This window comes from Colwellia chukchiensis, from assembly GCF_002104455.1.
GTDB classification, from domain to species: Bacteria; Pseudomonadota; Gammaproteobacteria; order Enterobacterales; family Alteromonadaceae; genus Cognaticolwellia; species Cognaticolwellia chukchiensis.
On record NZ_NBOC01000003.1, the window covers coordinates 78,976 to 97,711 of the forward strand.

The 18,736-nt window shown below is 41.3% G+C and carries 14 protein-coding genes and 1 tRNA gene; 7 read left to right on the forward strand and 8 right to left on the reverse strand.

Going from position 1 to position 18,736, the window contains the following annotated elements; genetic code table 11:
* Positions 1 to 112 precede the first annotated feature (112 nt).
* Entirely contained in the window at positions 113 to 1,522 is a 1,410-nt protein-coding gene (locus tag B6K83_RS05575) for a TIGR03013 family XrtA/PEP-CTERM system glycosyltransferase (RefSeq protein ID WP_085283983.1), read from the reverse strand.
* Between the two features lie 226 nt (positions 1,523 to 1,748).
* Between B6K83_RS05575 and B6K83_RS05580 the strand changes: the two genes are divergently transcribed.
* From B6K83_RS05580 to B6K83_RS05600, 5 genes are read left to right on the forward strand one after another with little or no spacing between them, the layout of a single operon-like run.
* Complete coding sequence (locus tag B6K83_RS05580) at positions 1,749 to 2,384, forward strand: XrtA/PEP-CTERM system exopolysaccharide export protein (RefSeq protein WP_085283984.1); 636 nt, start codon at positions 1,749 to 1,751, stop codon at positions 2,382 to 2,384.
* Between the two features lie 37 nt (positions 2,385 to 2,421).
* Positions 2,422 to 4,014: an XrtA system polysaccharide chain length determinant gene (locus tag B6K83_RS05585; protein ID WP_085283985.1), complete on the forward strand. Its 1,593-nt coding sequence runs from the start codon at positions 2,422 to 2,424 to the stop codon at positions 4,012 to 4,014.
* Between the two features lie 3 nt (positions 4,015 to 4,017).
* A complete protein-coding gene (locus B6K83_RS05590; RefSeq protein WP_085283986.1) occupies positions 4,018 to 4,881 on the forward strand; it encodes an XrtA-associated tyrosine autokinase in 864 nt (287 codons plus the stop codon).
* Positions 4,844 to 6,466: a TIGR03016 family PEP-CTERM system-associated outer membrane protein gene (locus tag B6K83_RS05595; protein WP_085283987.1), complete on the forward strand. Its 1,623-nt coding sequence runs from the start codon at positions 4,844 to 4,846 to the stop codon at positions 6,464 to 6,466. The genes B6K83_RS05590 and B6K83_RS05595 overlap by 38 nt, the downstream gene beginning before the upstream one ends.
* Positions 6,467 to 6,470: 4 nt before the next feature.
* Positions 6,471 to 7,505, forward strand: coding sequence for an XrtA/PEP-CTERM system-associated ATPase (locus B6K83_RS05600; protein WP_085283988.1), 1,035 nt, complete (start codon positions 6,471 to 6,473; stop codon positions 7,503 to 7,505).
* A gap of 124 nt (positions 7,506 to 7,629) precedes the next feature.
* Here B6K83_RS05600 and prsR read toward each other — a convergent pair whose 3' ends face one another.
* Genes prsR through B6K83_RS05620 form a run of 4 tightly spaced genes read right to left on the reverse strand, consistent with a single transcriptional unit; the run spans position 7,630 to position 15,095 of the window.
* The gene (gene prsR / locus B6K83_RS05605; RefSeq protein WP_085283989.1) at positions 7,630 to 8,979 is read right to left on the reverse strand and encodes a PEP-CTERM-box response regulator transcription factor; all 1,350 of its coding nucleotides are present in this window, start codon (positions 8,977 to 8,979) and stop codon (positions 7,630 to 7,632) included.
* 13 nt (positions 8,980 to 8,992) lie between these two features.
* Positions 8,993 to 11,050, reverse strand: coding sequence for an XrtA/PEP-CTERM system histidine kinase PrsK (gene prsK, locus B6K83_RS05610; RefSeq protein WP_085283990.1), 2,058 nt, complete (start codon positions 11,048 to 11,050; stop codon positions 8,993 to 8,995).
* 5 nt (positions 11,051 to 11,055) lie between these two features.
* Positions 11,056 to 14,100, reverse strand: a complete 3,045-nt coding sequence (locus B6K83_RS05615; RefSeq protein WP_085283991.1) for an efflux RND transporter permease subunit — start codon at positions 14,098 to 14,100, stop codon at positions 11,056 to 11,058.
* 5 nt (positions 14,101 to 14,105) lie between these two features.
* Positions 14,106 to 15,095 (reverse strand): efflux RND transporter periplasmic adaptor subunit, encoded by a 990-nt coding sequence (locus B6K83_RS05620; protein WP_085283992.1) that lies wholly within the window; start codon positions 15,093 to 15,095, stop codon positions 14,106 to 14,108.
* 419 nt (positions 15,096 to 15,514) lie between these two features.
* On the opposite strand from B6K83_RS05620, the gene B6K83_RS05625 reads away from it, so the two are divergent.
* Positions 15,515 to 15,591, forward strand: a tRNA-Arg gene (locus B6K83_RS05625).
* A gap of 157 nt (positions 15,592 to 15,748) precedes the next feature.
* Positions 15,749 to 16,159 carry an OsmC family protein gene (locus B6K83_RS05630; protein WP_085283993.1) on the forward strand — a complete coding sequence of 137 codons (411 nt, stop codon included), beginning with the start codon at positions 15,749 to 15,751 and terminating at the stop codon, positions 16,157 to 16,159.
* A gap of 79 nt (positions 16,160 to 16,238) precedes the next feature.
* Here the strand turns inward: B6K83_RS05630 and B6K83_RS05635 are convergent, their stop codons facing one another.
* The 3 genes from B6K83_RS05635 to B6K83_RS05645 form a co-directional block, all read right to left on the reverse strand.
* The gene (locus B6K83_RS05635) at positions 16,239 to 17,138 is read right to left on the reverse strand and encodes a phosphoribulokinase (RefSeq protein ID WP_085283994.1); all 900 of its coding nucleotides are present in this window, start codon (positions 17,136 to 17,138) and stop codon (positions 16,239 to 16,241) included.
* Between the two features lie 152 nt (positions 17,139 to 17,290).
* Complete coding sequence (gene rplQ, locus B6K83_RS05640) at positions 17,291 to 17,698, reverse strand: 50S ribosomal protein L17 (protein WP_085283995.1); 408 nt, start codon at positions 17,696 to 17,698, stop codon at positions 17,291 to 17,293.
* Positions 17,699 to 17,739: 41 nt separating this feature from the next.
* Positions 17,740 to 18,729, reverse strand: a complete 990-nt coding sequence (locus B6K83_RS05645; protein ID WP_085283996.1) for a DNA-directed RNA polymerase subunit alpha — start codon at positions 18,727 to 18,729, stop codon at positions 17,740 to 17,742.
* Positions 18,730 to 18,736 lie beyond the last annotated feature (7 nt).

Genomic DNA, 18,736 nt, shown 5'->3' on the forward strand with positions numbered 1-18,736 from the left:
TTAAGAGTTTAACGCAAGCCAATAGTGCTAGGCTTAAGGGATGCAGGGCGTTACTGCTTGTCAGCGCCAGAGGCTTAAAGGCTTACATAGAAAGCACTAACTCACGCCAATATTAGCGGCCTTTACCAAATAGAACGATTTCAACAGTACGAATTAAAATCAGCAAATCGAGCATAAAGCTACGATGTTTGATGTAATACAAGTCGTATTTAAGCTTTTCTAATGAGTCAGCTTCGGTAGCGCCATACGGGTATTTAAGTTGTGCCCAACCCGTTAAGCCAGGCTTAACGTTATGACGCTCATTATAATAGGGGATGTTTTTTATCAGTTGCTGAACAAATTCAGGACGCTCAGGACGCGGCCCTACAAAGCCCATATCGCCACGCATAACGTTATAAATTTGCGGCAATTCGTCAATGCGATATTTGCGTAACGCTTTACCTATGCGCGTTATGCGGTTGTCATTTTCGCTGGCCATTTGTGCGCCGTTTTTTTCCGCATCTAATCGCATGCTTCTAAACTTCATGATGCTAAACGCTTCGCCGTCTAATCCTACCCGTTCTTGACAATAAAACACTGGGGCTTTTATGCCATCTTCTAATTTAATAAGTAACGCTGTAACAAGCATGACGGGCCAAGTAAGCAGAAATAAGAAAAAACCCATAGTGGCGTTAAACACCCAATCAAGCGTGTTGCGCAAGTGATTAGCAGACGCAAAGCCGTTAGAATAAATAACCCAACTGGGGTAAATTAAATTAACCGCAACTTGCCCGGTTTCTCGCTCAATAAAGTCTAAAATTTCAGTGACTTCAATGCCGCGTATTTTACAGGCAAATAATTCATCAACGGGTAAATTTTCACGCCTTTCGTCATTGGCAACAACAATTTCATCAATTTGTTGCTCTAAGGCATAATTGACTAATGAACTATCTAGCTTAATGATATTCTCGTTAACTATGCCATTTTCAGCATCACCGTTCATGACCACAAAACCATGCATAAAAAAGCCTTGGCGGTCAACATCTCGGCGCATGCGCTTCTCAATTATTGAGGCACGTTCACCGGCGCCAAGCACCAGTACATTGCGTTTATTAAAACCAAAGAAATCAATTTGCAGGGTAAAATAGCGCACCACGCTGGCTAATAACACACTGATGAGTGATGCCATGGCGAGCAGCTCAATAGCGATAGATCCTGTGCCATACAATGGATTAATCAAAGAGACAATAAAGAAGCTAACCGCTACTGATACTAACAACCGACGGAACACACCTCGCAAGTTTTCACGCAGCTTTGAGTTATATAAGCCCATAGCTAATGAAGCTAACTGCACAACTAAGGCAAAAACAATGGCATGAATAAATAGTACATTGGTTGCTATACTTTGTATGTCAAAAGCCACAAAGTGCAAGTAATCGTTAAGGTATATGCTGAGCAATAACGCACTGGCAAAACACACAAACTCGATTAGCACTAAAGACTTGCTACCCGCTGACAAATCGCGAAAATTAGGGCTAGACATAGGGAGAGAAGATTCCTTTTCATTAAGAAAAATAAATCAGCGCACAGCGCTTTTACTTTTTTACCTCTATATTAGAAAGGATTCATAGGCAAATGTAAACATAGCATAATTAAAATACTAGATTTACAATTTGTTTACGATATTAAAAAATGTGCATCATAGATAAAAATCAAATACAATCGATTAGCTTATATAAAAAACAGTTTTAAATAAGAAGGTTAATACCATGGAAAAACGCATCACCCAAAGAATAAAAGCGATTTTATTTATCACTCTGGCTTACTTAGTGGCTGGTTGTAGTTCACCCACACTGCCTCCTGCTAAGCTTCATCAGTCAAATACCGTAGACGTTGACTCATATAAGTACCTTATTGGTGCGGGTGATGTGCTCAATATTTTTGTTTGGCGTAACCCTGAAGTGTCGGGTACATTTATTGTCCGCCCAGACGGCATGATCACAACGTCCTTGGTGGAAGATATTCCAGTTTCTGGCAAAACGCCAACCGAGCTTGCCCGTTCAATAGAAGAAATTCTCGCCACTTATTTGCGTGAACCTGTGGTGACAGTAACGGTTAATAACTTTGTGGGCCCGTTTAGCGAACAAATTCGAATAATTGGTGAGGCTGCACAACCCCAAGCTATTAATTATACCCAGCACATGACGTTATTAGATGTCATGATCCGAGTTGGCGGTTTAACTGAATTTGCTAATGGTAATGGTGCCGTACTCGTGAGAATAGAAAATGGCCAACAAAAACAATACGATATTTTCATTGAAGATTTGCTTAAAAATGGTGAAATATCGGCCAATGTTGATGTCTTACCAGGTGATATTATTGTGATACCTGAAACATGGTTTTAAAAGCGATAGACTTATTTACCTGTTTTAGAGGTCAGGAATGCAAGAAATAATAGAACAAGTTATAGATTACCTAAAAGGTATTTGGCTAAAGCGTCGCTTTATAATCGTGTCGACTTGGTTAATCTGCCCACTGGCATGGCTTTATGTGGCACAACTCGATAATGTTTATGAGTCTGAGGCGCGCGTTTACGCCGATACACAATCCATTTTGGGACCGTTATTAAAAGGCCTGACGGTCAAAACAGATCCAGATGTGCAAATTAGGCTCATGATTAAAACGCTGTTAAGTCGTCCTAACTTAGAGCGTATTACCCGCATGACAGATTTAGACGTGCAAGCCAATACGCCAGCAGCCTATGAAGCGTTGATTGACCGATTAAAGTCCAATATCAATATTCGCAAAACCGGTGGTCGTAAAGAGAACATTTTTACCATTACTTACCAAGATAGTGATCCTGAGATGGCAAAAAATGTCGTAAATTCAGCACTAACTGTCTTTATTGAAAATACCTTAGGAGAAAATCGTAGCGACTCAACTTCTGCACAAAAGTTTTTAGATAGCCAAATTAAAGATTATGAAAATCGGCTTTTAGCGGCTGAGTCTCGTTTAACCGATTTCAAACAAAAATATAGCGGTGTTTTGCCCGATCAATACGGTGGCTACTACCAAAAGCTCAATGTAGTCAAAGAGCAACTTAAAATAACTGAGTTAACATTACTTGAACAAGAGACACAGTTAAAATCGGCTAAAGCACAATTAACTGCCTCGCCGGTTAATAATGAAAGCCCGCAAAACAACATCAAAAACTCTAATAGCATTCAAACCACCTATGATGGACGCATTGCTGAATTAGAAGCGACATTAGACTCATTACAGTTGCGTTATACTGAGATGCACCCGGATGTTAAAGAAGTTAAGCGCCGGCTTGAACACCTAACTAACCAACGTAGTAAAGAAATAGAAGAGTACCTCAGTGCTACCGGCAGTGGTGATAGTAGTAAATTATCAACCAGTCAAAACCCGGTTATTCAGCAATTACAAATACAAGTAAACCAATTAGAAAATCAAGTAGCATCGACGCGAGTTCGTGCTAATGATTATCGTCAGCAGGTGAAAGATCTGGAAAGTAAAATTCATATTCTGCCGGAGATAGAGGCTGAGTTAACTTCACTTAATCGCGGCTATCAAATCACCAAAAGCAAGTATGAAGAATTACTGAACCGAAAAGAAACCGCACAACTGGCGCAGCAAGCGGATGAAAACACTAACCCGATTCGATTTAGAGTAATAGACCCGCCTCGAGCACCAACTGAACCTGCCGGACCTAAACGCATATTATTTCTAATTATTGTTACTGTTTTAGGTTTTGGTGTTGGTGTTGGTCTGTCGTTATTATTTAGTCAAATTAACCCTGTGGTGACTTCTAGCAGCCAAGTAGCAAAGCTTACCGGCATTCCGGTATTTGGCGTGGTTTCTGCGACTGAAAACCTAGGTTTACAGCGTTGGCACAAAAGAAAAACATTGATATTTATTATTTCTAACTGCGTGTTACTGATCATGCTAGCTGGTTTTATTGCTTATGCAATTGCACCAAATGCCGTACTAGCGCCGATCAGAGGAGTTCTCTAACTTATGAGCATTATAGAAAAAGCGCTAGCTAAACAACAGCAGTCTAGTACGAGCAAGTCGCAGCAGACGCAAACTAATGCTGAGCCTGAAACATCAACAACGCCTAATACAAAGGCTGTAACAGATGACAAAGCAACCTTAATTATTGATAAAGCAAGCCTTGAAGAGCGCGGCTACCTCATTGATAACGGCACGCGAAAAAGCATTAAAGACGAGTTTCGGCAAATAAAACGTAAGTTGCTGAACAATGCCTTTGGTAACGTGTCGAAAACGCTACATCATAGCAACTTGATTATGGTCAGTAGTGCCAAGCCAAATGAAGGTAAAACGTTTGTTGCGATAAACTTAGCGCTAAGTATTGCTCTGGAGCAAGATAAAACCGTGCTTTTAATCGATGCCGATGTGCTAAGACCGAGTGTTTCGCGCGAGTTAGGTATTAATGAAAATCCAGGTATTATCGATTATTTATCTGGGCAATCCGAGCAAGTTAGCAATATTATTTATAATACGGATATTGATAAATTAAAGTTAATACCGGCGGGCAAACCGCATCACCTTTCAAACGAGTTACTCGCCAGTGAAAAAATGGCAAATTTTGCTAATGAACTAGCAAATCGCTACCCCGACCGTATCGTTATTTTTGATTGCCCGCCGCTAATAGGTGTGACTGAGACACTGGTATTAGCGAATTTAATGGGACAAGCACTCATTGTTGTTGAAGAGTCAAAAAGCTCAATTGCTGATATTAAAGCGGCAACTGAACATCTTAATGAAGATTTAGCGTTGGGGCTGGTGCTTAATAAAGCAATAAGATCTCATAAGGACTTGTATGGTTACTATGGCTATGGGTATGGCACAAAAGACTAGGTTAAGTGCAATTATTTGCACATTATTCTGCTCGTCTACCGTTTTTGCAGGTAGTTGGCAGTTTGAGCCTAGCATTGTGATTAATGAAACTTATTCTGACAATGCCCGGTTAACGCAAAATAATGAAAAATCGACCGTGGTAAGTCAAACGAGCTTAAAGTTAAAATCTTCGTACGAAGCGCAACATGCGGTGTTTAACTTCTCATCTGAAAGTACTTATGCTTTATATAGCCATAACCATGATCTTGATAAAGACTTTCATACCTTAGCCAGTGATTTACGATTACAGCTTTGGCCAAACGGCATTATATTAGTGGGTGGTGCTAGCGTTAGTAACCAACCCAGAAACAGCGGCAATAATGCGCTAGCTGACATTATTACCGCGGATACCGTAGAAGTTATCAACTATAACGCCGGTTTAGAATACAATATCAACAACAGTGCTTATATTATTAACTCAGGTGTAGGGTTTCGCAAAAGAACATCTGAAGACAATTTAGGCGAACGTCACGGTATTGTCGCGCAAATTAGCAGTAGTAATGGCACGAGTGCTCGTCATGTCTTTTGGCAGTTTGAACATAATTACCAAGAGTTAAAGAATAACGAGCAAAATGGCAAGCTCAGTGAAAGTGAAGTTAAACTTGGTTTTATCACCGGCTTTAACCTAAACCCTTTTCTGCGCTATTACAATGAAGATAATAGCGGCGATGTACGGCAACCAAACCGTAGTTTTGAGTCAAATTCGTATGGTATAGGGTTGCGCTGGTTAGTTACACCGCGCTTGTTTATTGATGCCTCGTATAATAAGCCCATCGGCAGTAAATTAAACCTTGATGGCGAAGAACAACAAGAATACGTCAATGCGGCTATCAACTGGCAGCCAACAATACGCACTAAACTAACCGCCAACTTTTCCGAGCGTTTCTACGGTGACAGCTATGGATTAGATTTAAGCCATAAAAATAGACGTTTAACCAATAGCATAAGTTATAAAGAAGAAGTGCAAACCTTAACGCGAAACAATTTTGTCGCTAACTTACTAGGCTTGTATTTTTGTCCAACGGGTAACGTAGATTCGCTTGATGAATGTTTAATCGCTGACGATTCAACATTGTTTCCAGACAACCCTAATCAACCGGATAATCCTGGCTTACAGTTGGTGGCTATTCAAGACTTTACCTTAGTAGAAGACAATGTTTTTTCGTTAAACAAAGTGTTAGCCTGGCGCTCAGTGTTAGCCTTGCCACGCACCACAATAAGTTTTGCTGCCGATAAACAAACTCGCGATAACCTAGAAACCCGTATTGAAAGCCAAACTCAAAAAGCGAGCTTAAACATTAGCCGCAAAATCAGTGGTCGCTCTAATGTAAGTTTCAACGTCTCTTATACTGAGTCAAACTTCCAAATAGATACTGAGTTTGAGCGTCTTGACCGTTACCGTCGCTATCAGCTTGGCTATGATAAATCCTTAAATAGCGCCTTGTCGTTTGATATTAGCGTAAGTTATCTAAACAGGCATTCAAGTAATGTATTGTTCAATTACCAAGAAAGTCGCATAAGCGCCAAAATCACCAAAGGCTTCTAGCAGTATGTATGAAAGTTATTATGGTTTTAAAGAACGACCTTTTCAGTTAAGTCCAGATCCAAAATTCTTTTTTGCGTCTAGTCATCACCAACGCGCCTTATCTTATTTGCAATACGGTTTAGATCAAGGAGAGGGCTTTATTGTTGTTACTGGGCCAATTGGTACTGGAAAAACGACCATTGCCCGCAATTTATTATCCAATTTAGGTGATAGCAGTATTGTTGCCGCGCAACTTGTTACCACAAAATTAAGCCCACATGAATTGCTTGAATTGGTAGTGTCTGAGTTTAATATTAGCGTTACTGGTGCGAGCAAAGCAGACTTACTACAAGGCATTGAACAGTTTCTTATTCAATTACACCAACAAGGCAAGCGAGCGTTGCTGATAGTTGATGAGGCGCAAAATCTGCCCAGTGAAACCGTCGAAGAACTGCGCATGCTGTCCAACTTTCAGTTAGACAATAAGCCGTTGATCCAAAGCTTTTTACTCGGCCAAGAAGAACTCAAAGCGATAATTCAGGCACCCAATATGGAGCAGTTTCGCCAACGCATTATTGCTTCTGCCCACTTAAAGCCATTATCTAAAGCGGATGTGCAAAAGTATATTAACCACAGATTACAGCAAGCTGGCTGTAATAGAGAGTCATTATTTTCAGAAGCAGGTTTTGACCTGATCCACGAAAAGACGCTCGGTGTGCCCCGAAAAATTAATATTTTTGTCGACCGTTTATTGTTATTTGGCTTTCTGGAAGAGTTAGACAGCATTGATTCTGCGGCAATCAATGAAGTAGCACAAGAGATGGAAGTTGAGTTAACAGGCTCACTTAACGTTGCCGAGCTTGCGAGCAATGAACCGAGCCAAGTGGTGGTAAACTCAACTGAAAAAGTTGAAAGCATAAAAGAGATATTGCGTGAAGTAGAAGAAATCCTCGACACCAATATCAAGCAAAAAATCAAAATGGCGCGCTATGTTGATAAAATGCTAAAGCACAAAAGCCGTATATATACCAACACCAGCAGCACCAGTGAAGATAACTAAAGATACGACTAAGCGCAGCCCTATTTCAGCTTAGCCCTATAAAAGAATAAAACCGCTAATATAGCGGTTTTATTCTTTATTGTATTAGGTAGTCTTTGTTAGCGCGATAACACCCATTTATCTGCTAACTATTTATCGCAATTTGGTATTTTTCGATTAACGAGTATAAGGTGGGCCGAGTCACACCCAGCAATTCTGCGGCTTTCGAAATATTGCCATCCGCTAAAGCATAGGCTTTTTGAATCGCCGTAGATTCTGCTTGCTCACGCACTACCCTTAAGTTAAGTGATAACTCAAAGTTTTGATCTTGCTGGTCGAAAAAGCCTAAATCTATCGCCGTTACTTGGGTACCTGTGGTCATAATAACCGAGCTTTTAACTTTATTTTGTAACTCGCGAATATTACCCGGCCACTTATGACTTTTTATTGCCGCTAATGCATCTTCTGCAAAGCTTTTAACATTACGTTTATACTCGGTGGCAAAATGCTGCAAAAAGTATTGTGCAAGAATGATAACGTCTTCTTCTCTGTCCCTCAGTGGCGGAATGTTTATGGTGATCTCACTGACACGATAAAACAAATCTTCTCGAAAGGTTTTTTCTTGTACCATTTGCTCAAGATTTTGATTTGTCGCACAAACAACCCTGACATCAACAGCAATTTCTTGGCGGCCGCCTAGTCGCTCAATACACTTTTCTTGTAAAAAACGCAGTAATTTAGCTTGCAAACTAAAAGGCATATCACCTATTTCGTCTAAAAATAGTGTGCCCCCTTCTGCACATTCTATTTTGCCTTTGGTGGTGCGATGTGCGCCGGTAAATGCACCTTTTTCAAAACCAAACAACTCGCTTTCTAATAAATTTTCAGGAATTGAGGCACAATTGATGGCGACAAACGGTTTATTTTTACGTTCGCTAGCAAGGTGAACAGCTTTGGCGGTGACCTCTTTACCCGTACCACTTTCACCTAATAGCAAAGCGGTAATGCTTGTAGGCGCGATGCGCTTTACCATAGTGCGTAAACGCTCAATACTGGTGCTATTGCCGATGATACCAATGTCGCTGCCCGCAACCGCCCGCATTTGGCGGTTTTCTTCTTCGATTGCTGCCACACTAAATGCGCGTGCAACGATAACATTTATTACGTCATTTTCGATCGGCTTTTGATAGAAGTCGTAGGCACCAGCAGCAATGGCGGCTAGGGCATTAGCGCGATCATCATTACCTGTGATGACAATAACTTTGCAATGTGGCGCTATGGTCAAGATTTCTTGCAACGCTGCTAAGCCTTCTGACGCATTTGCAGCATCAGGCGGCAAGCCTAAGTCTAAGGTGATGACTTTTGGCTCATGTCGGCGCACCGCCGCGATCGCACTTTCTCTATCGTCTGCTAACACAGCGTCATAGTCTGATAGGCTCCATTTTAGTTGCTTTTGGATACCCTTATCATCATCGACGATTAACAACTTTTCCATCGTGCTACTATCCTTATGGTAAATCTTCACTACTGATAATATTGGTTAAATTTAATGGTAAATCAATGGTAAACACTGTGCCTTCGTTCGGGGTACTCGTGACCGCAATAGTACCTGCCATACCTTCAAAAAACTGTTTAGCCTCAAATACCCCTATACCCATGCCCGCATTGCCTTTGGTGGTGTCAAATGGCTTAAATAAGCGTTCATTAATAAAACTTGCGCTCATACCACAACCATTGTCCGCGATAGTAATACGAATTTTTCGCTTCAATGCTGCAATAGTGACCTTAACCCAACCGGTATCTTTTGTTGCCTCTTGTGCATTTTGAATTAAGTGATGCATGACGGACTGAAACGACTCAGGGTTGATAAACGTGTGGCAATCACCCTGGGCATTAAATTCAACCTTTGGCTCACTTATATTACACTGTGCCACAACGTTTGTAATAATTTTCGCGAGATCAACTTTACGGTATGTCGATTGCTCGACTTGCTTTTTTCGTAATTGTGATAGCACTTTCGTGAGTCGCTCTGTTGCCGACTCAACAGTTTCAAACACATCATCAATAAACGCCGGATTATCGCGATGCTTTTCGGCGTTGGTAGTTATCAAGGCTAGTTGTGCTTGCACATTTTTAAGGTCATGAACTAAGAACGCCGACATACGATTAAATGCGTCAAACTGCTTTGACTCACTCAGCTTATCAGTTGCCTCATACAGGGAAATAAAGTTACCCAGTTGCTTAGATACCGCAAATAATAGGTCTCGATCTTCCCAGTTTAATTGCTTTATTTTTTGCTCGTTTGCCAATAAAAATAACCCATAAAAGGCTTTACCAATAAAAATAGGCACGATGATCTGAATATTTTGACTTCGGCATAAGGCAAGATTTAAATCTAGACTAGGATAAACTTGTGGTCGCTCTTGATATTCGTTGACATCAACAATCCAGCCTTGTTGTTGACAAAAAACACCTACGGATAGCAAGTGCTCTTCAAGCACGTCATCGATTATAATGCCCTGTTGATACTTGGTTTGGTAATGCTGTTTTGAGACTTTTTTAACAATGGCGCCGCAATGTGCTTCTACTTTTGCCATCATAATTTGTGTCGCCATTTGATAGTGACTAGCACCACTTGAGGTTTCTATTTTTTCAATCAAGTTAAGCCATTCATCGCGATATTCATATTTATTAGCAAAAAAGTTTTTGGCAATAAAAACTTTAACCCGACGCCGCAACGACTCAGTAATCAGCAATGCCACTAGCACCATAATACTCAGCGCTAAAAAGCCGATGCTGACAAAGTCTCCCCACTGGCCGCCAATATAGTTGATGATATAACCTGCAAAGGCCATTAGCAGTAAGTAAGCGCCCGCTATCATTAACATGGAGCTGTAAAAAACCACGTTTCTAGAAACAAAAATCCGCACTTCGCCATTTTTTATCCGCCGCGTGCTCACTAATAGCAGTGGCATAACCAAAAGTGTTAAATAGCCACGACTAAACCAAAAATCAAAGTCGATACCGTCTACCATTGTTGCTTGCGCAAAGAGCACAAAATCAAAAATTGCAACGCTGGCTAGCGCAACTACTAACGGCCAAATAGCCCAACGCACCTGTAAGTTAGCATTACGATACAGTTGCTCTAGTAACACTAACAGCCATAAATTGAGGATAATAAACAATAAGAACAAATACTCATAAGCGTAATTCAGCCAATAACTGGCTAACCAACAACCTAGCATTAAGAGTGTCCATACCGCTAAGTATTGACGAACATAATAATTACTGACCAAAGCACTAAAACTTCGGTGCTCGGTATTAAATAAGATTAACAACAAAGACCAACAGGCTATTTTCACGCCATCAGCGAGCATAACCCATTGCAAACTATAGGAAAACTTTATTTGCAAGGCCGCGACAAAGCTACTCGCTAAGGTAAATAAGGTGCAAATAAGTAACCAACGTGCAAGCAAGCTTTGATTACGAGCAGCAATGATCAACAGTGCAAACAGCAGGTAGGCAACACTTGCCATTGAAAAACCGATTAGGCCGATAAAATCCATGTTTTTTAATCTTTTGTTTGTTGTGGAGCCTCTATTCGGGTGAATAGCTCCGTGAGAATGGGTACAATAATAAAACTGGCAATGGCAGATACACACAGGCCAGCAATAATCACTACTCCTAATGGCTTCCACATACTACCGCCAAATAGTGTCAGCGGTAATAAACCACCTATGGTGGTGAGCGTAGTTAATAATATTGGGGTAAAACGAGTTGCACTGGCGGATAAAATAGCCGGTTTTTTATCTCCACAAATGGCGATATTGCGATTAGCCGTATCAATGAGAATGATGGCATTATTAACCACAATACCAAATAAGCTGATCAAGCCAATAAAAGCCATCATAGAGAATGACAGCTGAGTTAAGTATAACCCCAAGATTGCGCCAGCCATGGCAAAGGGTATTGAAGTAAAGATAACTAACGGTTGCAAGAAGGATTTAAATTGCAATACCAATACCGCAAAAATACCGATTGCGGTGATCAACATAATTTGTGATAAACCGGCAAAGGACTCTTGTCGCGACTCCTCTTCTCCACCTAACAGATAGTACATACCCGGTGGTAAAGCATAGTCATTTAAGTATTGAGTGATTTTATCGGTTACCTGCTGCACTGAGTAACCTTGATCAACATCAGCTGACACCTTGGCCATACGTAACTTTTGGTAATGAAAAAAATCGGTTCGGCCTTTATGCAGTTTAGTCTCAACAAATTGGCCAATCGGCACGTTTTCGCCAGCGTTATTGACTATGGTAATATCTGCAAGACTTGCTAAGTCTCTAGTAGCTCGACGTACCAGTATCGGATAATTTTCGCCGTTTTCATCGTTAAATTGACCGACAATACTCCCTGATAATGCCGTTTGTATGGTGTGCTCTAAACTGGCAATATCAACGCCAGACAAGCCAGCTTTATCATAGTCAATATCCAGCACAAGCTCTGTATTGGCTACGCCGATGGGGTTATTCAAATTAATCGCGCCGGGTAGGCTTGCCATTTTCTTGTACAGATCTTTCGCAACGCGCTCTAAGTCAGTTAAAGACTCACTGATCAGTCTAATGGTAACAGGTTGGTCAGTCACGGGCCCTTGGGTAAACTCTTTAATGGTAATATTAGCTTGTTGCCACTGGCCAAACTCTTGACGTAATGTACTGATCAGTTCGCTAATTTTATGTTCGTCATAAGCATCTAACACCAAGAGCATTTGCCCATAGGTAACAACCCCGCGCTTGGGTATTTCATTGTAATAAATTCTGGGATTAGAGTTACCTACATTTAAAGCAATTTTTTTAACATAGGGTTGTTGCTCAGCAAATTTTGCCATCTGCGACATTACGGTGTTGGTATAGTCTAATGACGAATTAGCCGGTGTTTCTACATCCACTAACAACATGGCTTTTTCTGCTTTTGGAAATAAACTTAAGCCCACTTGGCTAAACAATAACAGCATGGCAAACATCGCGATAAAAGCCGTTAATAATACCACTAACTTGGCATTCATTAAGCGGTTCAACCATTTCACATACACTCGTAAGGCAAAGGTATTTGCGTAGTGCTGTAAGCTTTTAAATTTAGTGCTTTTTTGGCTCAGCAACTTACTTGACAGCAAAGGTGTGAGCGTCAAAGCAATCAATAACGAAGCAAGCAAGACGAGAACCACGGTTACTGGCATCGAGCGAATAAAGTCACCGGTATCGCTGGCAAGCATTAACATAGGTAAAAAAGCCAGCATAGTGGTTAACGTACCACTGGTTATGGCCCAACCCACACGACTCGTGCCAATAACCGCGGCAGTGGTCATAGAGGTGCTCTCTCTTTTCTCTCGGTGGATGCTTTCGGTCACCACAATGGCATTATCCACTAATAAACCTAACGCGATGATCAAACCCACTATCGACATTTGTTGTAAACCAAAGCCGATAAAATCAAGCCAACCTATAGCGATTAGAAACGAGAGCGGAATGGCAATAATAACCACTATAGCTTCGCGTCTGCCGAGAAAAATCAACGATAAAAAACCCACCAATAACAACCCTTGCCACAAGCTATTGAAAAAGCCGTTAACGCGATTTTCAACACTGTCAGCTTGTTTAAAAATGGTGTTTACATGCAAGGTGTCAGGCATCGTGGCAGCAAATTGTGCAATTGCTTGTTCCACCTGTTCGGTTAAGGCAAATATATTGGTGTTTTTTCGTTGCTCAACCGTTAAAAAAATAACTGGCTTATTATCAAAATAAGCTAAATATGTCGGGCTGCGGCTGGCAAAGCTAACCTGAGCCACATCTTGTAAACGGATCACGGCATTATCGTTTGCAAATACTATGGTACTTTTCAGTTGCTCTATGTCTTGATAGTTGCCACTGGTTTTGACATTAAAGCGCCTAATTTGCGCATCAACAAAGCCAGGCGTAATATTGCGCGCCCGTTGTGCTAAGGCAGTGTTAATAGCGCTAACACTAACACCATAATGCTTAAGCAGGGCTAAATTTAAGTCAACTGCGACAACTTGGTTTGGGTAGCCCCAAATATCAGCTTTTTTCACCGCCTGAATAGCCTCTAGCCTTTTTTCAAGCTGTTTAGCGTAAAACTCCATCGTTTTGTAATCAGTTGGCTCACTCCATAGCGCCAATTGAATAATGGCGACACTGGTTGGTGTTGCCTTGATTACTAAAACATCTTGCACACCTGACGGTAGATTAGGTTTTACCGCAGACACTGCTTGTTTAACTTCATTGTAGGCGTCATTGGCATCGCTTTGATGAAGAAAGGTAACTTCTAATCGCGCTCCACCGTTTTTGATCTGCGACTCGATTTTCTTTATGCCTTCAATATTGGCAAACTCTTCTTCTAATGGGTCAACGACTAGGCTTTCAATATCGGTTGGTGAGGCGCCGGGGTAGATCACTTCAACCAAGGTGATGGGAATATCAAATTGCGGATCTTCTGAGCGCGGCATTTTTAAATATGACACTATCCCCACTAATACCATGAGCAGCGCTATGGTTAAGGTAAACTGGGTATTGGTGATTGCTGCCCGAGGTAAACGCATGGTAATTATTGCTCAGCCACTGGGAATTGCTGCCAACCTTGGGTAATGATTTTGATGGGCTTATCTTGTTGGCTTGCCTTGAGGTAAACATAATCATTACTTAGCTGAGATATATCAAAGCTAAGCTTAGAGAGTTTGGCATCCTGCTCTGCTTGTGCGACAACAATTGCTTTACCAACGTCATCAATTGCCACGAGCGCCGCAATGGGTAAACGATAAACAAAGCTATTACTGTCAAAAGGGATACTAACTGCCGCTAGCTGACCAGCAATGATGCCGTTACTGGCTTGCAGCTTAGGCAAGGAAACTTCAATGGTAAATAAGTTATTGTTAGTCGCAATTGCCGGAATTTTACTTATGTAACCTGTGACTTTGCCAATGCGGTGTAATGTCACCTCAACCACTTGATTAAGCTGGACCTGACTCACTTCCTGCCCAGTTAACGCCACTTTTATAATCCATTCTTGCTTGGCAACTGTTAATGCGATTTGACCTGGAGCTTGTAACTCACCCAGCTCGGTATGACGAGCTAAAACCACCCCCGAAAAAGGCGCGTATAATTGTGCTTTTTCCAAGTTATAATAAGCAACCTGATACGCAGCGCGTATGGTTTCAACCTGAGTTTTTGCTTGATCTAAATCTCGCTCGGACGCTAGGTTATTAGCGAGCAGTTGGCTAATGCGCGTGACTTCACGCTTGGCTTGCATCAATTGTGCATAATGAGAGTTTTTTTCTTGCTTTAATTCAGTAATATCAAGCGACGCAAGCAATTGCCCTTTTGCAAACTGCTCTCCCTCATCAATAGTCAGCAAGGTTAAATAACCTCGAGTTTTGAAAGACAAATTTAAGCGACGTTTATAATCAAGCTTACCGGTTCGCTCTATTTTGCCACTGTAAAGCTCGGCGCGAATAACTTCCGTATGATATTGCTGTGCTGACACCACAAAGATCGCCAGTTGAGATAACAATATAATTACAAGCGAAAAAAATTTCATAGCTAAGTCATTACTTATAGGGTATTGAGATAAATGATATTATAGTTCTACTTTAGGCATCTTCAGCCTGAATGTACATCTTTTTCCCTTAATCTATTAACATTTTATTAAACTCAGACTTTAGCCAGCACATGCGTAACAGCTTGCTTTTCTTTAAGCATTTCTGTTTGCAACACGCGCACTAACTTATGAGGTTTTAGCGGAGAATTTCATGATAAATTACAGATTCTTGCTAGACATAATCATCGATAAACTATAATATCTGCCGCGCTTAACGCTTTTAGCTTATCTTGAGCTCTATTGATGAATAAAGTGAAAGTATAAAGTTAAGTAATGTTATACTGGTGCTCAATCGCAACTTATCAGCGACATTTAATAACAAGGCTGTTATTTGGTGATCACCAACAACGTCTTTTACACCACCCGTAGCTCAGCTGGATAGAGTACACGCCTCCGAAGCGTGCGGTCACAGGTTCAATTCCTGTCGGGTGGGCCACTTTCAATTCATACATACGCCACTTCACTTAATAAATATCTCTATAGGCACTCGTGGAGACGACATTGCGTAACCATGCAAGCGACATATATCAGCACTAGGCAAACTATAGTAAACTTCACGTTTGACGTTATTTAACCCGTATTAGGAATAAATCATGAAAGCAGAAGTAAAATGGATTGGCGACGAACTGTTTATGGCAACATCTGAGAGTGGCCATAGCCTAGTTTTAGACGCCAATGCTGGTGCCTTAGCCCCTAGCCCTCTAGAAAATGTATTATTATCCTTAGGTGGCTGTTCTTCAGTTGATGTGGTCAGTATTTTGCAAAAAGCACGGCAAAACATTTCTGGTTGTAAGGTAGAGATTGCAGCGAAGCGCCTCGATACTGTGCCGCGGCTATTTTCTGACATTCACTTGCATTTTGTTATCCAAGGCCGCGATGTTAATGCAAAGCATGTTGAGCGGGCGGTGAGTTTATCAGCGGACAAATATTGCTCTGTTGCATTGATGCTAAATAAAGCCGTTAATATTAGCCACGATTTTCAGATCATCAACGACGAAAAATAAAGCCACTGTGCTACCAACGCCTACGAGCTGGTTACAAAATAGTCAGTAATACGCTATCGAGCATAGCGTATTATTTTTTTTATAAGTCACTCATCCAATCAAGTTGCTTGTTTGCTTCATTTTTTTTAAACAGCAAGTCTTTAATTAATGGCGTTAAAATTAACTCCATCGCTAAACCCATTTTGCCGCCGGGTACCACTAAGGTGTTCACTCTCGACATAAATGAGCCGTCGATCATGCTTAAGTAATAAGGAAAGTCGACATTGGTGGAATCTCGAAAGCGAATAACCACAAAGCTTTCATCAAGTGTTGGGATCGCTTTCGCACTAAAGGGGTTTGAGGTATCTACCGTGGGTACCCGTTGAAAATTAACATGGGTGCGAGAAAACTGCGGCGTAATAAATGAAATATAGTCTTCCATACTGCGAACTATACTGGCCGTCACAGATTCACGAGTATGGCCACGCTTATTGGTATCGCGGATGATTTTTTGAATCCACTCTAAATTGACAATCGGCACCATGCCAATTAGCAAGTCAACATGCTTAGCAACATCGTTTTTTTCGGTTACCACTCCACCGTGTAGGCCTTCATAATAAAGTAAATCTGTACCCTCGCCTAACGCTTCCCAAGGAGTAAACGTACCTGGCATTTGATTATAGGGCACGGCTTCATCAAAGGTATGCAGATAACGACGCACTTTACCTTTGCCGGTTTCTGAGTAGTCTTTAAAGAGCTTTTCTAAGGCATCAAAGTCATTAGCGGCATCGCCAAAATAGCTAATTTTCATTTGCTGCTCTTTTGCTTTACGCTTCGCCATATCCATTTCTTGGCGCGAATAGCGATGAAAACTGTCACCCTCAACAGTTGCAGGCTTAATACCTAAGGTGCGAAAGATATGCTCAAACGATTCTGTCGTTGTCGAGGTACCTGCGCCAGAGGAGCCAGTAACAGCAATGATGGGGTTTCGTGACGACATGATAATTAAGCCTTATTTTATTCGGACAATTGTTATACGAAGAATTGATTGGCGGGTCAAGCTTTTAGCCAAAGTAGTTAAATTTTAGGCAGAAAAAAGCGGAGCCTAGGCTCCGCTTTTTAAATTGCTTGGAATAACTTAGTAAAACTAAATTATGCTTCTGCGTTAACTTCTTCAACTACTTCAGCGGCTTCTTCTACTGCTGGGCGGTCAACAAGTTCAACATAAGCCATAGGCGCTTTATCACCAGTACGGTAACCACATTTTAAAATGCGAGTATAACCACCTGGACGTTCTTGGTAACGAGCACCAAGTTCGTTAAATAAAATACCAACTGCTTCTTTATCTTGTGTGCGAGCAAATGCTAAACGACGATTTGCTACACTGTCGGTTTTGGCCATTGTAATTAATGGCTCAACAACGCGACGTAACTCTTTAGCTTTAGCAACAGTCGTTTTGATAACGCCGTGTTTTACTAAAGAACTTGCCATATTGCGGAACATCGCCTGGCGATGACTGCTATTACGGTTTAACTGGCGACCGCTTTTACGATGACGCATAAGTTAATCCTTATCTCAACTATTAAAAAACGATGATCGACTTAGTCGTTATCAGCTATGCTTTCTGGTGGCCAATTTTCTAGGCGCATGCCCAGAGATAAGCCACGAGACGCCAAAACGTCTTTGATTTCAGTTAAAGACTTCTTACCTAAATTAGGTGTTTTAAGAAGCTCAACCTCAGCACGCTGTACTAAATCGCCAATATATTGAATTGCTTCTGCTTTCAAACAGTTTGCACTGCGAACAGTTAATTCAAGGTCATCAACAGGACGAAGCAAAATCGGATCAAACAGTGGTTTTTCCTCTTTTGGTTCGACTTCAGTTACATCTCGAAGCTCAACAAACGCATCTAGCTGTTCAGCTAAAATTGTTGAAGCGCGACGAATTGCTTCTTCTGGATCTAACGTGCCGTTAGTTTCCATGTCTAAGACCAATTTGTCTAAATCTGTGCGTTGTTCTACACGCGCAGAGTCAACATCATAGGCAATTCTTACAACGGGACTGAATGAAGCATCAACTAACAAACGTCCGATTGCACGATCTTCTTCCTCGGCATCGCGTCGAGCTGAAGCAGGAACATAACCGCGTCCCATTTCAACCTTAATACGCATACTGATAGAGCCATCACCTGTCAAATGACAGATTACATGATCTGGGTTTGCAATTTCTACATCACCATCATGTTGGATATCGCCTGCCGTTACAGGGCCTTCACCGGACTTAGTTAAGCTAAGAACAGCTTCATTTTTGCCTTCTAAACTTATAGCAAGTCCCTTAAGGTTTAACAGTATTTCAATGATGTCTTCTTGCACACCTTCTTTACTGCTGTATTCATGAAGTACACCGTCAATTTCAACTTCAGTTACAGCACAACCTGGCATTGAAGATAAAAGAATGCGGCGTAACGCATTACCTAAAGTGTGACCAAAACCACGTTCTAATGGCTCTAAAGTTACTTTAGCACGCGTGGTGCTAACAGTTTCGATATCAACCAATCGTGGTCTAAGGAATTCGGTTACTGACCCCTGCATTATGTCC